Genomic DNA, 18,620 nt, shown 5'->3' with positions numbered 1-18,620 from the left:
CACTGGTTAGGTACTTAACTATCTAAAGAAATAGGCTGTAAATACTTGTGAAAGTATTCGCAGCCTATTTTATTTTGTCTTTGTTTTTGCTTTGATATCCGGTGCTTCTGAGGAAATCCTTGGTATTTATTATAAAAAACTAACTAAATGTTTGTTTAATCCTAAAAACAGCTTTACATTTGCACCTCGAAAAACAGACCTGAGTGGGGTCTAATTGTTTAATTTAAAAAAAATGAGATGAAAAAGGGTTTATTATTGATAGTTGTTATGGTGGCAGCTATCGCTGTAAAAGCACAAGACATTTACGTAGGCGGATCTTTCAACGTTTGGCGTAACAGCACAGGCAATACTACGTCTTTTAAAGTAGCTCCGGAAATCGGATATAACTTTAACGAAACATGGGCGTTAGGTGCTGAATTGGATTATTCACATGACTATAACGGAAGCTTATCAACAAATGCATTCTCTGTTGCTCCGTATATCCGTTGGTCTTATTATCAAAACGATGCTGTTCGTTTGTTCTTGGACGGAGCTGCTGCCATTGGTTTTGTGAAGGTAAAAGACGGAGATACCAGCAAGGCAGGACAGATTGGTTTTAGACCGGGTATTGCTGTAAAATTGAACGATCATTTCTCTTTTATTGCTAAATATGGTTTCTTGGGATACCGCAGAAATGTAAACACTCCCGGAGATTCTTTCGGTCTTAAACTTACTAGCGAAGATCTTTCAATCGGTTTCCACTACGCATTCTGATAGATAAGAAAAATCGAACAAAAAATAGGAAAGGGAGTTCCCAAAAATAGGGAATTCCCTTTCTTTATGTATAAACTCTATAATTTATGCACTTGTTAACGAAAAAGTTGTTTAATACAAATTACAATCATACATTTGTATTGTTAAACAATGAGGTCATAAAGACTTTAAGTATTAATTTAAAACTTTAAAATTATGAAGAAGAGTATTTTGTTTGTTTTGTTTGCCCTGATTTCAGTTGCGGGCTTTTCACAAATTACAGGTTGGAATGCAAAAGTTGGTATGAACTTCAGTAATTACACAGGTGATCTTGATATGAATGCTAAGGTTGGTTTCAAGCTTGGCGGAGGTTTTGAATATGCCTTTGATGATACCTGGTCATTGCAACCTTCTTTGTTTTTGACCGGTAAAGGTGCTAAGAAAGATGCGCTTACTGTCAATGCTTATTATCTGGAACTGCCGATAATGGGAGCAGCTCGTTTCAATGTCGCTGATAATACCAATTTAGTAGTGAATGCAGGTCCTTATTTCGCATGCGGTATTGCAGGAAAAACGAAGATAGCCGGAGAAAGTGTGAAAACGTTTAGTGATGATGGTGTGGATTTTAAGCGTTTTGATGCAGGTCTCGGTGTTGGCGTAGCATTGGAATTTGGTAGAATCATAGCAGGTTTGGATGGACAATTCGGTTTGGTAGATGTACAGAAGTTGGGCAATCCGAAGAATATGAACTTTTCTATTGTTGTAGGATATAAGTTCTAAAACAGAATATTGGCAAATAAAGAAAGCCGTTATGAAGATAATTTGTAGCGGCTTTTTTCGTATCTACGCTTTATCCGAATAATATCAACTCCTCTTTTAATCGGCTAACTTCTTTAATTTCTTGAAGTGCTCAATCACAGCCAAATAGTCTTGGTCGGAACATGCATCAAACCTGTTCCAAAGATCGCCTAATATTACTGCTCCTCCAAATCCGAAATCTTTGATTTCCAGTAAATTGTCTGCATTTATACCACCTAATGCCATAACTTTCGAGTCAATAATCTTAGTCCTTTGTGCATCGCGTAGTTCTTCGGCAGTATATGTGGAGTAGTAATTCACTTTAGAAATGCTGTCGTAGATAGGACTCATAAAAACATAATCATAAAAATGCTTTTTGTTTTTTACTTCCTCGACAGAGTGACAGGAACAACTGACATGTCCCGCATAATCATGCGGTTCTTTGGGATTACGTGCATTCAGATGAATCCCCATTAGATTAAATTCTTCTTTAAGATAAAAATGTTCGTGTGTCACGATGCGACGGTGATACTTTTCCGGAATAAGTGTCAGTAGTCTTTCTGAATACATAGCCGGAGTCTCCGGCTTTCTGAGATGTAGAATATCCAGACCCTCTTCGAAAAGAGCAGTAATAATCTTATCTTCTTCAACGAAGAAGGTAGGGGTGGTAACTACAATTAGTTTCATTTCTTTCTGCTAAATTGAATTGTTTAGCAAAGTTAATAATTAACTATGTCAGAAACCAACGTTTATAGTGAAAATTTGTTAGATTGCAATGTCCGCAGGTCAATCGTCCATAGTTTACCGGCTAAAATATCACCGAATCCACAAATTATTTTCAGTACCTCCGTTGCTTCAATGCTTCCTACGACGGCGGGAGTGACTCCTATTACTCCTTTAGGGGGAGGTGGCATTCGCTTCATTTCCTCTTCATTGGGATAGAGGTCACGATAGCTCTTTTTCATCTCTCCGTAATTAAATACCGAAACCTGACCTTCAAAACCACAGATGGCACCATATACGTACGGTTTCCTTTGTTCAATGCAGATATCGTTAATCAGATAGCGTGTGGCGAAATTATCGCATCCGTCTACTACGATATCATATTTGCGGATGATATTGCCGGCATTTTCCTCTGTCAGCCGGGTGGAATAGGGCAGGATACTGATTCCGCTGTTTAGTGCGGAAAGTCTTTCTGCGGCACATACAGCTTTCGGTTTATCCAGTTCGTTCTCGGAATAGAGCACTTGCCGTTGCAAGTTGCTGATACTTACCCGGTCGTCGTCTACCAGTCCGATGCAGCCTACGCCTGCTCCTGCCAGATAGAGGGCAATGGGAGAGCCCAGCCCTCCCACACCTACGATGAGTACTTTTGCTTTTTTCAGCTTAAGCTGACCTTCTTCTCCGATTTCGGGGAGTATCATTTGTCTGTCGTATCGCATCCGTTTTTATCTTTTAAAGTCAAAAGCCTGGTCCCAGTCTTTCCATACCGGTTCACGTCCCAGTTTTTTCAGGTCACGTTCTACTTCTACCGCTTTCCGTTCATCGCTCACATGAAACTGCTCCAGCGTTTGCGGATAACTATAATATCCGCCCGGTTCGGTTTTGCTTTCTGCACTCATGGTCGTCACACCCAGAGTTGCCATGTGGTTACGGATTTCTGCACTTTCACGGGTAGAGTAGGAGATATCTACATCGTGATCGAAGATTCGCATGGCAAACGTCAGTTGGGCAAGTTCCCGGTCGTTCATGATAACATTTGGCTGGAACCCTCCGTTTTCGGACGGACGCATACGCGGGAAGTTAACGCTATATTTTGTCTTCCAATAATGCTTCTGCAAGTAACGGAGATGATAGGCCAACATGGTTACATCCGTGCGCCATTCTTCCAGTCCGATTAAAACTCCCATACCGATTTTGTGTACTCCTGCCTGCCCCATACGGTCGAAACCGTTGACGCGCCATTCGAATTTGGATTTCATTCCTCTCGGGTGATAAATTTTGTAGTTCGCCTTGTTGTAAGTCTCCTGGAAGCAGATCACTCCGTTCAATCCGTGTTGCGTCAGTTCCTTGTATTCTTCTGTTTTAAGAGGCATTACTTCAATTTGCAGGTTGCTGAAGTAAGGCTTTGCCAGATCCAGTGCACGGGCAATGTAAGGGACACCTGCAGCAGCAGGATTTTCACCCGTAACAAGCAGAAGATTCTCGAAGGGTGCCAGTCGTTTGATAGCTTTGTATTCGTTGATGATTTCTTCCTCCGTCAGTATGGTCCTTTTCATCGGATTACTGATATGGAAACCGCAGTACACACAGGAATTGGTACATGAATTGGTGATGTAAAGCGGCACGAACATGGAGATTGTCTTGCCGAACCGTTCCATGGTATATTTCTGGCTGAGCCGTGCCATAACTTCCAGATAAGGAGTAGCGGCGGGCGAAATGAGTGCCATAAAATCATTGACGTCCAGATGCCCGGATTTGCCTAAAGCCCGGCGTACATCGGCATCTGTCTTGGAATAGATGGCTTTTGTCGTCTCTTCCCAGGATATTTTTTCTAATTCGTCTGAGAACATATTGTTAGAGTTATTTCTTGTTTTTCTTTAAATCACGTGATAGTCTCATAGCACAGAAGTTCGGTCCGCACATGGTACAGTATTCTCCGTCGATATGATGTCCTGCACGGAAATAGGTCTGTGCCCGTTCCGGATCAAGTGACAGGTCGAACTGGTCCTTCCAGCGGAACTCATAGCGGGCTTTGCTTAGCGCATTGTCACGTACCTGTGCTCCCGGATGCCCTTTAGCCAGGTCGGCGGCATGTGCAGCTATTTTATAAGTAATGACCCCTACACGTACGTCCTCCTTGTCCGGCAGGGCGAGATGTTCCTTTGGAGTAACATAGCACAGCATAGCCGTTCCGAGCCAGCCGATTTGCGCTGCACCGATAGCGGAGGTGATATGGTCATATCCCGGAGCGATGTCCGTGACCAATGGGCCGAGCGTATAGAACGGCGCATCATGGCATTTTTCGATTTGGCGTTCCATATTTTCCTTGATCTTATGCATGGGCACGTGTCCGGGACCTTCGATAAAGGCTTGCACATTCTTGTCCCAGGCGCGGAGCACCAACTCGCCCATAGTGTCCAGCTCGGCGAACTGCGCTTCATCGTTGGCATCGTGGATAGAGCCCGGACGAAGTCCGTCACCCAAAGACACCGCAACGTCATATTGAGCCAGAATATCGCAGATATCGTCGAAGTGTTCATATAGGAAACTTTCGCGGTCATGCATCAGACACCATTTGCTCATAATACTTCCTCCACGGCTGACAATACCGCATAAACGTTTGTCGGCGAGGTGTACATTATGGCGGCGGATACCTGCATGAATCGTGAAGTAATCCACTCCTTGCTCGCATTGTTCGATGAGGGTGTCACGGTAGATTTCCCAATTCAGGTCTTCCACTACACCGTTCACCTTTTCAAGAGCCTGGTAGATAGGTACGGTGCCGACCGGCACAGGGCAGTTACGGATAATCCATTCACGTGTTTCGTGGATATTTTCTCCTGTCGAGAGATCCATTAGTGTGTCTCCGCCCCATTTGCAGCTCCACAATGCTTTCTCTACTTCTTCATCAATACTTGAAGTAGTGGCGGAATTACCTATGTTCGTATTGATTTTTACCAGGAAATTGCGGCCGATAATCATAGGCTCAGCTTCGGGATGATTGATATTGGCGGGTAATATGGCACGTCCGGCTGCTATTTCCTGACGGACAAATTCGGGAGTAATATGTGTTTCTATTCCTAACTCCTCGCAGTTCATATTCTCACGAATAGCTACATACTCCATTTCGGGAGTGATTATTCCTTTTTTCGCATACGCCATTTGGGTAATAGCTTCTCCTTTTTTGGCACGATAAGGTAGAGCGATATGTTCAAAGCGCAGGTGGTCCAGGCTTTTATCATCCCTTCTCATTCGGCCGTATTCCGAAGTGATTTCAGGTAGACGTTCTACGTCACCCCGGCTTACAATCCATTCCTCACGCATACGAGGCAGTCCTTTCTTTAAGTCGATGTTCATTTCAGTGTCACTGAACGGACCGCTGGTGTCATATACGTATACTTCCGGATTAGGCGTAGCTATTTTTTCTTCTCCTTCGAAACTGACACTGGGCACTTGTTCTACTTTCCGCATCGCCACGCGGATATTCGGATAAAGTTTGCCGGGTAGATATACTTTTTGGGAGCGGGGAAATTTTATTCTTTGTTCCATAATTGTTTTTTAAGCAACTGAGTAGTCAGGTTGTCGACTACGCTTTAATTTTATTTATCAAGAAATGCAGTTAATGGTGAGCTTGCCTCTGCTTCAAAATTGAAGGCTTGCAGTCCCAGCCCCGCTTCGTAAGCCTGTCTTCCGGCTTCAGTAGCGGCTTTGAAAGCTTTGGCCATTTCTACCGGGTTTCCGGCAACAGCTATTGCCGTATTCACCAATACGGCGGATGCACCCAGTTCCATTGCTTCGGCAGCATGGCTAGGAGCGCCGATACCGGCGTCTACTACTACCGGAATTCCCGCCTGTTCGATAATAATCTGCAGGAATTCTTTCGTTTGCAATCCTTTGTTCGTGCCGATCGGAGCGCCGAGAGGCATGACCGTAGCCGCACCTGCTTCTTCCAGTCGTTTACAGAGCACAGGGTCTGCCTGACAATAAGGCAATACCACAAAGCCTAATTTGACAAGTTCTTCCGTGGCTTTCAGTGTCTCGATAGAGTCGGGGAGCAGATAACGCGGGTCCGGATGAATCTCCAGCTTCAGCCAGTTTGTACCGAATGCCTCACGGGCCATTTGTGCGGCAAATACAGCTTCTTCAGCGTCCCGCACGCCGGAAGTGTTGGGTAATAGCTGGATATGTGGGTGGATAATATGTTTCAGCATATCGTCCTCTTTATCGTCCATGTCGATGCGCTTCATGGCTACGGTTACCATTTCCGTACCCGATGCCAGAATAGCTTGTTCCATTACTTCGTTGGAGTTGAATTTTCCTGTTCCCAGGAAAAGGCGGGAATTAAATTCACGTCCCGCAATTACTAACTTTTCCATATCCTATAAATTAGTTGTTATTTAAAATCCTTCTTGTTTCTTCTACCGGATCGTTTGCCCGGAGAATCGTTCCCGATAGGGCAATGCCGTTCACTCCCGTGCGTAGTATGGCGGGAATATCTTCGTAAGTGATTCCTCCGATAGCTACTACCGGCAGCTCGATATGTGCCTCCTGCATTTGCGCGAGGATAGAGACATAGCCTTCCAAGCCCAGAACAGGGCTCAGATTCTGCTTGGTCGTTGTAAAGCGGAAAGGACCGATACCGAGGTAATCTGCTCCGGCACGATAATGCAGTAGGACATCCTCGAACGTATTGGCTGTGCCGCCAATGATAAAGGCTTCTCCGAGTATCTGTCTTGCCTGATCGATAGGCATATCCTTCTTTCCCAGATGCACACCGTCCACTTCCAGTTTCTTAGCCAGTTCGACGTGGTCGTCCAGAATCAGGATAGCTTCATGCTCTTTGCAGAGCGGTTTTAGTTGCAAGGCTACCGCTTCCACTTCATCGAGTGGTGCGTCCTTCATGCGTAACTGAATCCATTTGCAGCCTCCTTCGAGTGCCATACGTGCCGATTCGAAGTAAGAATACCGTTCGGTCCGATGAGTGATAAATTGTAGACTGATCATCTTACTATCCTCCGCAAGCCGCTTTGATAATTACCAGATTGTCATTCTCGTGCAACGAAAAACGTTCCCATTCGGTACGGGGAATCATTTTGTTGTTTACAGCGATAGCGATGCCTTGAACCGGAAGCTCCAGTTGCACTGTCAGTTGGGTAAGGGTAGAGCCGGGAGTTATTTCCACCTCTTTGTTGTTCACTTGTACTTTCATTGTCCTATCAAAATAAATAAGTTGAAAGTAAATACAAAGAGCGTGCTTTTATAAGAAAGGCGATAAGAAGAAACACAATCCCTACGTCAGTGCTAACTGCCTCAGGTTCCTAGGGTATAATCTCAGCCCCTCGTGGGGCACCCCTTTGTCTTTACGGGGGCAAAGTAAGCGAAAAAGAAACAGAAAAACACTAAATCAACCGATTTTTTTTCATTTTTCTGTTGATTCCCTTTCTTTGATAGGATGAGAGAAGATAAATCGCGCTCCGCCTTTGTAATCTTTGTCAATCCAGATATCACCTCCCATATATTGAATCGTCAGTTTACAGATAGCCAGTCCCAACCCTGTTCCCTGTACAAATTCATTCAACTTCTCGAAGCGTTGGAATACAAGTTCCTGCTTGTCTTCGGGGATTCCTGTACCAGTGTCGGTCACAGAAAATAGTATACACTGTTTTTCTTTGTCCACCGTGTAATCCAATGTAATGCTTCCTCCGGCGGGAGTGAATTTTAACGCATTATTCAGCAGGTTGATGATGATTTGTTGCAGACGCAACGGGTCGGTATAGAGCATATATGGCTCTTTGGGCATTTGCAGCCTGACGTCTGCATTCGTTGTTTTGTTCCGGTTGGTCAGGGTAATCATATTTTGGCAATGAGTCACCAGTTCGCACCATTCATAGTTGAATTGCAGCTTTCCCGATTCGAGACGCGAGACATCCAGTACGTCGCTGATAAGCTGTAGCAACAGGTTAGAATTGGTCTGGATGATATTGGCATATTCTTGTAATTCTTCCGAAGGTTCTACGGAATTGATTAGCAAACTGGAGAAACCTACGATTGCATTTAATGGCGTACGTATTTCGTGACTCATATTCGACACAAAAGCACTCTTTAGCTGGTTGGCTTCCTCCGCACGCTCTTTGGCGTCACGCAATTCTATCCCCGACGCTTCCAGTTTCTTTTTATCTTCCCGTAGTTGTTTCGTTGTTCTTTCCAGACGATTCTTCAGAATTTTAGTCCGGTAATAGTAATACAATGCAATCATCAGTCCGCCTATCAATACAAGGAAGGTGAGCAGGATAAACTGTACTTCCGTTTTGTAGGCCACAAAGAAAGGGATCGGCTGGTTGATTACGATTGAATTAATGGGTAACTTCTTGTCTTCAAATCCCCATTCTTTTAATTTATTGGCATCAAATTTATATTTGTTGGGTAATATATTAATGCTACGGATGTCATTTTTCCCTTTATCCAGAAACTGATATGCGTATTCTCCCATTCCTTTGGCTATCCCTTCATATTGGGGGACATATCCTCCGATAGCCCAATAACCTATTGCGGTGGACGTCAGACTGAACACAGGCAATAAAGGATTTGCTTTGGAGAAAGCATAAACGGAATTATTCATATAGGTGATTCCTCTGTTATCGATTCGCCAGATGCCAAGCAGCATTACCGAATTTTTGGGGAGAACACGTAATTGGTTGACCGCCATATCAAGTGTATGGATTCGGCCGTCGATGTAAGTGATAGACAGTTCCGGATGATTTTTCAGATTCTTTTTAAACCAGGCCTGTTCGGCAAGACCGTTGTATGTATTATCCGAAACAAATGCCAGATGTTCCATTTCCGGATAGAAATATTTCATCATTTCTATATCCTTGTTAATATCGTATTCGTATGAAGAACAGTATTTTACATTATATTCTTTCATTCGTTCCGTCAAGTCAATGCTCTGGGGTTCATATTGTTGCATATCAATAGGCTCATCCGGAATTCGGATGCCGTTGCGGGATGCCATTGCAAAGAATACGGGGAGTCTTTTGTATTTCTCATCTTCGAGATGAAGGAAGCTGCTCCATGCCTCACCGCCGAGGAAAATAACTAATTTTGCACCCGGATGTTTATCCAGAATCTCGGTTAGCGTTTCTTTCCATTTATGGGCCTGTGACAAATCCGTTACATTCATATTTTCTACGATAGTGGAGTACTTTCCGCCCAGTTGGGTATAAGTCTGTATAAATGTTGATATGTTGTCGTAGGTATATTTAGTATCAGAATTATAGGAGGTAATGAAAAGTATCTCTTCTGCAGATTCTTCTGTGTCGGCAGCATTGCATAAACGGGGGGAGAAGAATAGGAGAGCAATGAAGACAATGAACAATATCTTATTTCTTTTATAAAGTGTCATAATTGTTTGTTATGTTGATTCAAGTATCGCAAAAATACAACTTATGTAGCTGATATCCAATAAATATATTACCTTTTTTTATGCTAGAAAAAAGGCCGCTGTGAAATTCACAACGACCTTTTCAATAGTATAGTTTAGTTTATTATATGCGTCCGGTTACATTCTTTTTTCTACCACATCCCAGTCGATGATATTCCACAGGGCGTTCACGTGGTCGGCGCGGCGGTTCTGGTAATCCAGGTAGTAAGAGTGTTCCCACACGTCAAATCCGAGAAGAGGTTTCAGCCCGGCGCGTACCGGGTTACTTCCGTTACTTTCTTTGGTGATATGCAGTTTACCGTTCTTGTCTACGGACAACCAGGCCCAACCAGAACCAAACAATCCGACTGCTGCTGCATTGAATTCTTTCTTGAAGTTCTCGAAGCTGCCGAAGTCACGTTTGATTGCTTCTCCCAGTTTGCCTCCGGGTTCTTTCTTCGAAGGTTTCGGGGCGAATTGCAGGAAGTACAGATTGTGGTTCAATACTTGTCCCGCATTATTGAATATAGCTCCGTCCGGTGCTGAGGCGACGATTTCTTCTACCGTTTTACCTTCATATTCTGTTCCGGGCACAAGGCTATTCAGATTATTTACATACGTTTGTAGATGCTTTCCGTAATGGAAATCTATTGTTTGCTGACTGATTACAGGTTCCAACGCATTGTTTGCGTAGGGAAGTTTTGGCATTTCGTAAGTCATGGTCATAATTATTAAAGACATTAATATAGTATTCATAATGTTACAAGTTTTAATTGGCTTGTTATACTATAATAACAGCAGGTTGGCGGAAAAGGTTCACTACATCTCATTTTATTTGTAAATGTACTGTACACGCTCTGTTTCCTTCGGATTGTCGCGGTCTGCGCGATAGATCCATTGTCCTGTATTATCATATTCGTAATAGGAGTTACCGTCAATCCGGTTACCATAATCATCGTACAGGCAAGTCAGGTAACCGGAAGTTTTCTGGTTATTGCCCGTTATGCGTTGGTAAACTATCCGGGTCAGGTAACCGTATTTGTCATATTCATACGATTCTTTTTGAGAAAGAATTTGATCCGGTACGTTGGCGAACAGCAGATTTTGGTGTTGTGATTCCGTCAGCCGTCCTTTTTCGTCATACTTATTGGCCTTATATGCCTGAAGTTCCCCGTTCTTGTTGTATTCCTTGGTTTCTGTCAGTTGTCCCTGCTTGTTGTAGGTGCTGACAGCGAATCTTCCGTCCGTATATTTCAGCGAGTCGCTTTCTATGCTTCCGTCGGCACCAATGCGGCGTGTTTGCCGGTAAATGTCCGTTTTGGTTTTCGGATTCGTCTTCACCTCAAAGATGCAGTGCCCTTGCGGATCGTACAGTCTGTTCGTTTGTATCTCGTTACTTATTTGCCCGTTTTTTTCGGTGATTGAAAGCATAGAGGTGAGCTGTCCTTTCTCATTGTATGTATAAGTGGTTGAGATATTTCCCGTACTATCATTTTCTACGGACTTTATCAACCTTCCCTGATTGTAATATTTTACAGAAGTAGGAGTGGCGAGAATGGCTTGCAAGACGAATGGGTTACGTAGTGCATTTGCCTGGTCACGAAATTCTTTGTAATGATGTGTACAGAGAAAATCTTTCAGTAAACTCAAAGACTCAGAATTGACAATAGCCGGTTTCAACAGTTCAAAATCAGCTTTCTCGCTCAAGTACTCCAAATCATCCAGATGAGTACGGGCGGCGGCAGTCAGGTACGGCGTATGCTTGTAGTCGTCGATAATTTGGCGGATCGCAGTGGCATTCCCTTCTTTTTGGAGACTGTCGATGTGCTGGAACAGGAAATTGTCGTAAAGCGAACGTACCTCCGCAAGATAAGGACGACTGTCTTTATCCTTGAAAAATTTCTGCATATCGGCATTGTCGAAGAATGCTTTGAAATTTCCGGAAGAAGGATCTTTTTCCACAAGTTGATAGAGCCGTTTGTTTTCGGCAGCGTTGACTTGTGCGATGAACTTTCCGTTTGGATATTCTGCGAGATACGTCTGATAAGTGCCGGGCGTGGGTGTTTTTAGCATACCTTCCAATAATGCCAGTTCGCGAATATCCCGTAGCCTTTGCAGCATTACGGAGTCGGCCGGATAATCAGTCGAGCAAATGCTGTCTATCACTGCCCGGCTGAAAGGAATCTTGTCCTTCGAGCCTTCCAGGATGTAGATAATCGACTGTTCAGCTCTGTTCCGTACATCGGAAAGCTGTATTTTTTCTTCGTCACAAATCGTGGAAAAATTTCCTTGGAAAGCTTTCCCGTAACATCCGAAATAGTTTGTGGCAGCCTGTTCGCTATGTTCATTCCATAATTGGTGGAGCACATCCAGCAGTGCCAGTTCTTCAGAGTAATAAGTTTGCGTCTCATCATCCAGCTTTTCGCGGTTCTTCTGCCATTTGTCGGCGTCGTTGTCGTTCAGATACCTGAGCAACTTTTCCATGCGGCTTTGTTTTTGCGCCATGACCTGCGGAATGCAGGTAATCAGGCACAAGCCTAAGATAATTGATAAAAATATACCTCTTTTCATTGCTTTTGGGGGTTAGGTTAAAATAGTTAGTGATGAAAAATCATAAAAATACCTTCATTCTCAAATGAATATTATACTTTTGTATTGAGAACAAAATTGAACGCCAAGGGTTTGTTAAAAATCCTCATAGTTTTTATAATGCTGTTATGAATACCAATTATATAGAGGAGTTGAATGAGAGTCAGTGTGCTGCAGTGACTTATAACGACGGACCTTCGCTGGTAATAGCCGGTGCCGGTTCGGGAAAGACGCGCGTATTGACTTATAAAATTGCCTATTTGCTTGAGAACGGTTACAACCCGTGGAACATCCTTGCACTGACCTTTACCAATAAGGCGGCGCGTGAGATGAAGGAGCGTATTGCCCGTCAGGTAGGTATGGAGCGGGCACGTTATTTGTGGATGGGCACTTTCCATTCCATTTTCTCCCGTATCCTTCGTGCCGAAGCATCATATATCGGATTTACTTCCCAATTTACTATTTATGATACGGCAGATAGCAAAAGTCTGCTTCGTTCAATCATTAAGGAAATGGGTTTGGATGAAAAGACCTATAAGCCGGGAGTCGTACAGGCACGTATTTCCAATGCCAAAAATCATCTGGTCACTCCTACGGGATATGCCGCTAACAAAGAGGCTTATGAAGGCGATATGGCCGCTAAAATGCCTGCTATCCGTGATATTTATACCCGTTACTGGGAGAGATGCCGCCAGGCCGGGGCAATGGACTTCGATGATTTGCTGGTGTATACTTATATCCTGTTCCGTGATTTCCCGGATGTGCTGGCGCGTTATCGTGATCAGTTCCGTTATGTGTTGGTGGACGAGTATCAAGATACGAACTATGCGCAGCACAGCATTGTCCTGCAACTGACGAAGGAAAACCAGCGTGTCTGCGTGGTAGGGGATGATGCACAGAGTATCTACTCCTTCCGGGGTGCGGATATTGACAACATCCTTTATTTTACAAAAATCTATCCGGATACGAAAGTCTTCAAGTTGGAACAGAATTATCGTTCTACGCAAACGATCGTCTGTGCTGCCAACAGTCTGATTGAGAAGAATGAACGTCAGATACGGAAAGCCGTATTCTCGGAGAAAGAAAAGGGAGAGCCGATTGGGGTATTTCAAGCTTACAGTGATGTGGAAGAAGGGGATATTGTGGCGAACAAAATAGCAGAATTGCGCCGGGAGTTTCGTTACGGATATGCCGAATTTGCTATCTTATATCGAACGAATGCGCAGAGCCGTGTTTTTGAGGAAGCACTTCGGAAACGAAGTATGCCCTATAAGATATATGGAGGACTCTCGTTTTACCAGCGTAAGGAGATAAAGGATGTGATTGCTTACTTCCGGTTGGTGGTGAATCCGAATGATGAAGAAGCGTTCAAACGTATCATTAATTATCCTGCCCGTGGTATCGGGGATACTACTGTCGGAAAGATTATATCGGCGGCTACCGATAATGGCGTCAGCCTTTGGGCGGCACTTTGTGAACCATTGAGTTATGGGCTCAATATCAATAAAGGGACGCATGCGAAATTGCAAGGTTTCCGTGAACTGATTGAGGGTTTTATTACCGGTCAGGCGGATAAGAATGCATACGAAATAGGAACAGATATTATCCGTCAGTCCGGTATCATCAATGATGTCTGTCAGGATACGTCGCCTGAAAACTTGAGCAGGAAAGAAAATATCGAGGAGTTGGTGAACGGGATGAATGACTTTTGTGCTTTGCGGCAGGAAGAAGGTAACCCGAACATTTCCCTGACCGATTTTCTTTCGGAGATTGCCTTGCTTACCGATCAGGACTCTGATAAAGTGGATGACGGGGAAAAGATAACTTTGATGACCGTGCATTCGGCTAAAGGACTGGAATTTAAGAACGTATTTGTGGTCGGGCTGGAAGAAAATCTCTTTCCCAGTGGAATGGCAGGAGATTCTCCTCGTGCATTGGAAGAAGAACGCCGTTTGTTCTATGTGGCGATCACCCGTGCGGAAGAACATTGCTATCTTTCGTTTGCAAAGACCCGTTTTCGTTACGGAAAAATGGAATTTGGAAGTCCCAGCCGCTTCTTGCGTGATATTGATGTTCATTATTTGCAATTACCGCATGAGGCAGGAGTGAGTCGTTCGGTTGATGAAGGCGCAGGGCGTTTCCGCAGGGAGATTGAGGGAGGCTTCACTCGTTCCGCTTCTCCGTCGCGTGCTTCTTTCGGTAGTAGTTCTTCCGAACAGCGTGCACGTTCGAAAGCACAGATTATAGCCCCCAGTGTGCCGAGAAACCTGAAAAAAGTGAGTGCGGTGAGTGGAAGCAGTAGTGCACAGTCGGCAGCTTCGAATGCTGCGTCGGTGACGGGAGTACGTGCCGGACAGATGATAGAGCACGAACGTTTCGGACTGGGTGAAGTGATGAAAGTGGAAGGAACGGGAGATAATGCGAAAGCAACCATTCATTTCAAAAATGCGGGTGACAAACAACTATTATTGCGTTTTGCCCGTTTTAAAGTGATAAAATAAATAGTAACACACTAAATAGAGAAGGTCATGAAGAAACAAATAACAGTAATTTTGCTTTCCGCTTTGATTTTGAGCGGGTGTGCATCGGGGCGTATGGGAAATCCGGGAGCTATCATGGCAGGCGCTTCTATCGGAGGAAGTCTGGGCGGCTCGATAGGAGGGCTTATCGGAGATAATAATCATGGCTGGAGAGGCGGTTATCGCGGTTCTGCTATTGGAAATATTGTAGGGACCATTGCCGGTGCAGCGATAGGGAATGCATTGACAGCGCCGAGACAAGAACCGATAGAGGAGGATGCTTATATTCCTGAAGTACGGGAAGTTCGTGTCCGGAAATATAAGAAACAGCCACAGGTGCAGCGACCTCTTACCCAGCTGAAACTGCGCAGGATTCGTTTTATTGATGATAACCGTAGTCATGTGATTGATGCGGGAGAGAATAGCAAGATCATCTTTGAGATTATGAATGAAGGACGGAACCCTGTCTATAATATTGTCCCCTTGGTAGAAACAGTGGGCAAGGTGAAGCATCTCGGCATTTCTCCTTCTGTGATGATAGAGGAAATCCTTCCGGGGGAAGGTATTCGTTACACCGCTTCCATTCATGCAGGCGAGAAACTGAAAGACGGTGAGGTAACATTTCGTGTAGCGGTGGCGGATGAGAACGGAATAATTTGCGATTCGCAGGAATTTACCCTGCCTACACAGCGCTGAGACTAGAAATCAACACAATTATATTGGGCTTTATATAGCGACGGTATAGGGTCGGAATAGCGTAGCTATCCGGTCTCTATACCGTTGCTATTTGTATGCGATAGCGTCACTCTGTTGATACAGAAATAAAGTATGCCATTGCCCATTCCTCACAAAATAGATCATCGGTGGTCAAAGTGGGAGTGAATTTTGATAGCGAAACAAGAACTCTTGGGAAGTGGAAAACAGAGAGCGTTTCTTTTTATTTTGAAAAACACTTTTCTTTCGGGAAATACTCCAATATTAGTTAATTAGTTAAATAACTAAACGTTTAAATAATTAAACGGTAAACGGAATGTCGACATAGTGAATGTCAGAAGTTCTTGGTGTAACTCCCTACCAGAAATTTGTTCTTACTATGAATGTTCGTTAAAAAACGAACATTAGTTTGCTTTTTACTTTATTGTTCGTATATTTGCGAACGATAAAGTAAAACAAGGGAGGAATTAAGTATATGGAGCAGCAGGAACAGATTGCCCGTTTTGCCAAAGCTTTGGGACATCCTACCAGAATAGCGATATTGAACTTTCTTGCCAAGCAAGAAAGTTGTTATTTTGGGGAGATTTATGATGAACTACCTATTGCCAAAGCGACCGTTTCCCAGCATCTAAAAGAATTAAAAGATGCCGGGCTGATACAGGGTGAAATAGAAACACCCAAAGTAAAATATTGTATAAATCGTGAAAATTGGGAGATAGCAAGACAGTTGTTCGCTCAATTATTTTGCGATTGCGCTTGTAAAAAAGGTGCTTGCTGTGAGTAGCAGCCCTTTTTTTAAATATATTGTTCGTTGTTTTGCGAATTACGTTTAATATATAAAACAGGAAATATGGAAATTAAAGTTTTAGGTACAGGCTGTGCAAATTGTAAGGCCTTGTACGCAACAGTGGAACAGGCGGTAAAAGATCTGAATTTAGATGCCACATTACTTAAAGAAGAAGATATTTTAAAAATCATGGAGTATAATATCTTTAGCTTGCCCGCATTGGTAATTAATGAAAAGGTCGTTTCTGCCGGGAAAAAATTATCCTTACCCGAAGTAATGGAATTATTAAAACAATAACCCCAAAAGTACCTATGAAACATTTATTTTTGATTATAGTCAGTTTGCTTTTGTTTTCCTGTGCCGGAAAGTCAAAGACAGAAAACAAACAAGAAGTTTCCGTACAAGGAGATCGTGTAGAAGTGATCTGTTTTCATGGAAAACAAAGGTGTGTTACCTGCCGGGCGATCGAGAAACTAACGAATGAAGTGATCGAAGCTACTTTTAAAGACCAAATCGCCAAAGGAAAAGTCGTCTATAAGGTTATAGATATTTCTGATCCTAAAAATGAGGCGACCGTAGAAAAATATGAAGTTACATGGTCGTCTTTGTATATAAACGGCTGGAAAGGAGGAAAGGAAGCAGTCAATAACATGACTGAATTTTCTTTTGCCAATGCAAAAGGATCACCGGATGTGTTCAAAGAGGGGATAAAGAATAAAATAAATGAATTGCTAAAATAGCTGTTATATGGATTTTCTTCAAAATCTTCTGGATAATAGCAATATCCCGGTAATAACCGCTTTCTTGCTTGGTTTACTTACAGCTATAAGTCCTTGTCCTTTAGCGACGAATATAACGGCAATAGGTTTTATCAGCAAGGATATAGGCAACCGGAATAAGATCTTTTTAGGCGGATTGCTTTATACTTTGGGGCGTGTTGTGGCTTATACGGTTTTGGGTATCATCCTGATCTCCATACTGAAAGAGGGATCGAGTATGTTTTCCTTACAGAAAGGTATAAACGAATACAGTGAGATGCTGATCGCTCCGGTCTTGATATTTGTAGGGATATTCATGCTTTTCGGAGATCGTTTGAACCTGCCAAAATTTGGTTTTTCAGGAACCGGAAGGACCGAAAAGTTAAAGGGAAATTTAGGCAGTCTTTTGCTTGGAGTGCTTTTCGCCCTGGCGTTTTGCCCTACTAGTGGACTGTTTTATTTCGGGATGCTCATACCCATGTCGGCAACAGAACCGGGGGGCTACCTTTTGCCCGTTGTCTATGCTGTGGCTACCGGCCTGCCTGTTGTCCTGGTTGCGTGGATATTGGCGTACAGCGTTGCCGGAATAGGTAAATGGTTGCCGCCTTGTTTATTGCAGTCGGTATTTATTACGCATATATCAATTACTTATAATTAAAATAAAACAGAATATGAAAAAGATAGAAATTTTTGACCCGGCGATGTGTTGTCCTACCGGATTGTGTGGCCCGAATATCAACCCTGACCTTATGAGGATTGCGGCTGTTCTGGAAACTCTCAAAAGACAGGGAATCATTGTTGAACGCCATAATTTGCGAGATGAACCGCAGCTTTATGTCAGCAATAAAACGGTTAATGATTATTTGATGAAAGAGGGTGCGGACGGTCTGCCGATTACCATAGTAGAGGGCGAGATAGTGGTTACAAAGGGGTATCCGACCAACAAGCAGTTAAGCGAATGGACGGGGGGTAATTAAGCGAATGGACGGGGGGTAATTTAGATATTGTTCCAATTATTAAATAATGAGATTATGAAGAATTTTAATTTATCCGATATACAACTGACAAAGTATTTGTTTTTCACTGGTAAGGGTGGCGTAGGTAAAACTTCTATCGCTTGCGCTACGGCTGTCGGTCTTGCGGATCTTGGTAAAAAAATATTGTTGATAAGTACAGATCCGGCCTCTAACCTGCAAGACGTGTTCGGGCAGGAATTAAACGGGCACGGTACGGATATATCCGAAGTACCCGGCCTCGTGGTTGTAAACCTCGATCCGGAAAAGGCCGCCGCAGAATACCGGGAAAGCGTGATTTCCCCCTATCGTGGGAAATTGCCGGAAAGTGTAATCCGGAATATGGAAGAACAACTTTCCGGATCTTGTACGGTGGAGATCGCAGCGTTCAATGAATTTTCGGACTTTATCACCGATGAAGCCAAACAAAGGGAATACGATCATATCATTTTTGATACAGCACCAACGGGGCATACCCTAAGAATGTTGCAACTTCCGTCTGCCTGGAGTACGTTTATCAGTGAGAGCACACATGGCGCGTCTTGCTTAGGCCAGTTGTCAGGGTTG

The 18,620-nt window shown here is 43.5% G+C and carries 19 protein-coding genes, 1 pseudogene and 1 riboswitch; of the genes and pseudogenes, 10 read left to right on the top strand and 10 right to left on the bottom strand.

Annotation, left to right across the window (positions count from 1 at the left end):
* Positions 1-237 precede the first annotated feature (237 nt).
* Together BHV72_RS16965 and BHV72_RS16960 are read left to right on the top strand one after the other, a co-directional pair.
* A complete protein-coding gene (locus BHV72_RS16965) occupies positions 238-753 on the top strand; it encodes an outer membrane beta-barrel protein (protein ID WP_005676173.1) in 516 nt (171 codons plus the stop codon).
* 195 nt (positions 754-948) lie between these two features.
* The gene (locus tag BHV72_RS16960) at positions 949-1,512 is read left to right on the top strand and encodes a porin family protein (RefSeq protein WP_005676171.1); all 564 of its coding nucleotides are present in this window, start codon (positions 949-951) and stop codon (positions 1,510-1,512) included.
* Positions 1,513-1,608: 96 nt separating this feature from the next.
* Here the strand turns inward: BHV72_RS16960 and BHV72_RS16955 are convergent, their stop codons facing one another.
* The 10 genes from BHV72_RS16955 to BHV72_RS16910 form a co-directional block, all read right to left on the bottom strand.
* Positions 1,609-2,217 (bottom strand): thiamine phosphate synthase, encoded by a 609-nt coding sequence (locus tag BHV72_RS16955; RefSeq protein ID WP_005676170.1) that lies wholly within the window; start codon positions 2,215-2,217, stop codon positions 1,609-1,611.
* 62 nt (positions 2,218-2,279) lie between these two features.
* Positions 2,280-2,972 (bottom strand): HesA/MoeB/ThiF family protein, encoded by a 693-nt coding sequence (locus BHV72_RS16950; RefSeq protein WP_005676169.1) that lies wholly within the window; start codon positions 2,970-2,972, stop codon positions 2,280-2,282.
* A gap of 6 nt (positions 2,973-2,978) precedes the next feature.
* Positions 2,979-4,103, bottom strand: coding sequence for a 2-iminoacetate synthase ThiH (gene thiH, locus BHV72_RS16945; protein ID WP_202191592.1), 1,125 nt, complete (start codon positions 4,101-4,103; stop codon positions 2,979-2,981).
* A gap of 10 nt (positions 4,104-4,113) precedes the next feature.
* Positions 4,114-5,802 carry a phosphomethylpyrimidine synthase ThiC gene (thiC, locus tag BHV72_RS16940; RefSeq protein WP_005676167.1) on the bottom strand — a complete coding sequence of 563 codons (1,689 nt, stop codon included), beginning with the start codon at positions 5,800-5,802 and terminating at the stop codon, positions 4,114-4,116.
* 50 nt (positions 5,803-5,852) lie between these two features.
* Positions 5,853-6,629, bottom strand: coding sequence for a thiazole synthase (locus BHV72_RS16935; protein WP_005680887.1), 777 nt, complete (start codon positions 6,627-6,629; stop codon positions 5,853-5,855).
* 10 nt (positions 6,630-6,639) lie between these two features.
* Complete coding sequence (locus BHV72_RS16930; RefSeq protein ID WP_055170914.1) at positions 6,640-7,257, bottom strand: thiamine phosphate synthase; 618 nt, start codon at positions 7,255-7,257, stop codon at positions 6,640-6,642.
* 4 nt (positions 7,258-7,261) lie between these two features.
* On the bottom strand, positions 7,262-7,462 hold the full coding sequence (thiS, locus tag BHV72_RS16925) for a sulfur carrier protein ThiS (RefSeq protein ID WP_005676164.1): 201 nt from the start codon (positions 7,460-7,462) through the stop codon (positions 7,262-7,264).
* Positions 7,463-7,523: 61 nt separating this feature from the next.
* A riboswitch (TPP riboswitch) is annotated at positions 7,524-7,617 on the bottom strand.
* Positions 7,618-7,672: 55 nt separating this feature from the next.
* On the bottom strand, positions 7,673-9,655 hold the full coding sequence (locus BHV72_RS16920; RefSeq protein ID WP_195651668.1) for a sensor histidine kinase: 1,983 nt from the start codon (positions 9,653-9,655) through the stop codon (positions 7,673-7,675).
* Between the two features lie 156 nt (positions 9,656-9,811).
* Positions 9,812-10,429, bottom strand: coding sequence for a superoxide dismutase (locus tag BHV72_RS16915; protein ID WP_005676162.1), 618 nt, complete (start codon positions 10,427-10,429; stop codon positions 9,812-9,814).
* A 75-nt stretch (positions 10,430-10,504) separates the two neighbouring features.
* A complete protein-coding gene (locus tag BHV72_RS16910) occupies positions 10,505-12,244 on the bottom strand; it encodes an RHS repeat protein (RefSeq protein ID WP_286856972.1) in 1,740 nt (579 codons plus the stop codon).
* A 146-nt stretch (positions 12,245-12,390) separates the two neighbouring features.
* Here BHV72_RS16910 and BHV72_RS16905 point away from each other — a divergent pair, with 146 nt between their 5' ends.
* The 8 genes and pseudogenes from BHV72_RS16905 to BHV72_RS16870 form a co-directional block, all read left to right on the top strand.
* The gene (locus tag BHV72_RS16905; RefSeq protein ID WP_286856970.1) at positions 12,391-14,763 is read left to right on the top strand and encodes an ATP-dependent helicase; all 2,373 of its coding nucleotides are present in this window, start codon (positions 12,391-12,393) and stop codon (positions 14,761-14,763) included.
* A 27-nt stretch (positions 14,764-14,790) separates the two neighbouring features.
* Positions 14,791-15,477, top strand: a complete 687-nt coding sequence (locus BHV72_RS16900) for a YMGG-like glycine zipper-containing protein (protein WP_005676159.1) — start codon at positions 14,791-14,793, stop codon at positions 15,475-15,477.
* A 493-nt stretch (positions 15,478-15,970) separates the two neighbouring features.
* On the top strand, positions 15,971-16,279 hold the full coding sequence (locus tag BHV72_RS16895) for an ArsR/SmtB family transcription factor (protein ID WP_122264723.1): 309 nt from the start codon (positions 15,971-15,973) through the stop codon (positions 16,277-16,279).
* Positions 16,280-16,345: 66 nt separating this feature from the next.
* Positions 16,346-16,579: a thioredoxin family protein gene (locus BHV72_RS16890; RefSeq protein WP_122364798.1), complete on the top strand. Its 234-nt coding sequence runs from the start codon at positions 16,346-16,348 to the stop codon at positions 16,577-16,579.
* Positions 16,580-16,593: 14 nt separating this feature from the next.
* On the top strand, positions 16,594-17,022 hold the full coding sequence (locus BHV72_RS16885) for a nitrophenyl compound nitroreductase subunit ArsF family protein (protein WP_122264721.1): 429 nt from the start codon (positions 16,594-16,596) through the stop codon (positions 17,020-17,022).
* Positions 17,023-17,029: 7 nt separating this feature from the next.
* Positions 17,030-17,694: pseudogene (locus BHV72_RS16880) on the top strand (aromatic aminobenezylarsenical efflux permease ArsG family transporter).
* A 17-nt stretch (positions 17,695-17,711) separates the two neighbouring features.
* On the top strand, positions 17,712-18,017 hold the full coding sequence (arsD, locus tag BHV72_RS16875; RefSeq protein ID WP_286856964.1) for an arsenite efflux transporter metallochaperone ArsD: 306 nt from the start codon (positions 17,712-17,714) through the stop codon (positions 18,015-18,017).
* Positions 18,018-18,071: 54 nt separating this feature from the next.
* Positions 18,072-18,620 (top strand): TRC40/GET3/ArsA family transport-energizing ATPase (locus BHV72_RS16870; RefSeq protein WP_286856961.1); only part of this gene is annotated, 549 nt, incomplete at its 3' end.

The organism is Bacteroides sp. 43_46 (assembly GCF_001915455.1).
Taxonomy (GTDB): Bacteria; Bacteroidota; Bacteroidia; order Bacteroidales; family Bacteroidaceae; genus Bacteroides; species Bacteroides caccae.
Note: the sequence above shows the minus strand (reverse complement) of the source record. Positions and strands in the feature narration are given on the sequence as shown.

Excerpts from the sequence above, each read along its gene's own strand:
- BHV72_RS16950 (WP_005676169.1), bottom strand. The coding sequence starts at position 2,972 with ATGCGATACGACAGACAAATGATACTCCCCGAAATCGGAGAAGAAGGT.
- thiH (WP_202191592.1), bottom strand. The coding sequence starts at position 4,103 with ATGTTCTCAGACGAATTAGAAAAAATATCCTGGGAAGAGACGACAAAA.
- BHV72_RS16935 (WP_005680887.1), bottom strand. The coding sequence starts at position 6,629 with ATGGAAAAGTTAGTAATTGCGGGACGTGAATTTAATTCCCGCCTTTTC.
- BHV72_RS16915 (WP_005676162.1), bottom strand. The coding sequence starts at position 10,429 with ATGAATACTATATTAATGTCTTTAATAATTATGACCATGACTTACGAA.
- BHV72_RS16960 (WP_005676171.1), top strand. The coding sequence starts at position 949 with ATGAAGAAGAGTATTTTGTTTGTTTTGTTTGCCCTGATTTCAGTTGCG.
- BHV72_RS16920 (WP_195651668.1), bottom strand. The coding sequence starts at position 9,655 with ATGACACTTTATAAAAGAAATAAGATATTGTTCATTGTCTTCATTGCT.
- BHV72_RS16900 (WP_005676159.1), top strand. The coding sequence starts at position 14,791 with ATGAAGAAACAAATAACAGTAATTTTGCTTTCCGCTTTGATTTTGAGC.
- BHV72_RS16955 (WP_005676170.1), bottom strand. The coding sequence starts at position 2,217 with ATGAAACTAATTGTAGTTACCACCCCTACCTTCTTCGTTGAAGAAGAT.
- arsD (WP_286856964.1), top strand. The coding sequence starts at position 17,712 with ATGAAAAAGATAGAAATTTTTGACCCGGCGATGTGTTGTCCTACCGGA.
- thiS (WP_005676164.1), bottom strand. The coding sequence starts at position 7,462 with ATGAAAGTACAAGTGAACAACAAAGAGGTGGAAATAACTCCCGGCTCT.
- BHV72_RS16965 (WP_005676173.1), top strand. The coding sequence starts at position 238 with ATGAAAAAGGGTTTATTATTGATAGTTGTTATGGTGGCAGCTATCGCT.
- BHV72_RS16905 (WP_286856970.1), top strand. The coding sequence starts at position 12,391 with ATGAATACCAATTATATAGAGGAGTTGAATGAGAGTCAGTGTGCTGCA.
- BHV72_RS16885 (WP_122264721.1), top strand. The coding sequence starts at position 16,594 with ATGAAACATTTATTTTTGATTATAGTCAGTTTGCTTTTGTTTTCCTGT.
- thiC (WP_005676167.1), bottom strand. The coding sequence starts at position 5,802 with ATGGAACAAAGAATAAAATTTCCCCGCTCCCAAAAAGTATATCTACCC.
- BHV72_RS16930 (WP_055170914.1), bottom strand. The coding sequence starts at position 7,257 with ATGATCAGTCTACAATTTATCACTCATCGGACCGAACGGTATTCTTAC.
- BHV72_RS16895 (WP_122264723.1), top strand. The coding sequence starts at position 15,971 with ATGGAGCAGCAGGAACAGATTGCCCGTTTTGCCAAAGCTTTGGGACAT.
- BHV72_RS16890 (WP_122364798.1), top strand. The coding sequence starts at position 16,346 with ATGGAAATTAAAGTTTTAGGTACAGGCTGTGCAAATTGTAAGGCCTTG.
- BHV72_RS16910 (WP_286856972.1), bottom strand. The coding sequence starts at position 12,244 with ATGAAAAGAGGTATATTTTTATCAATTATCTTAGGCTTGTGCCTGATT.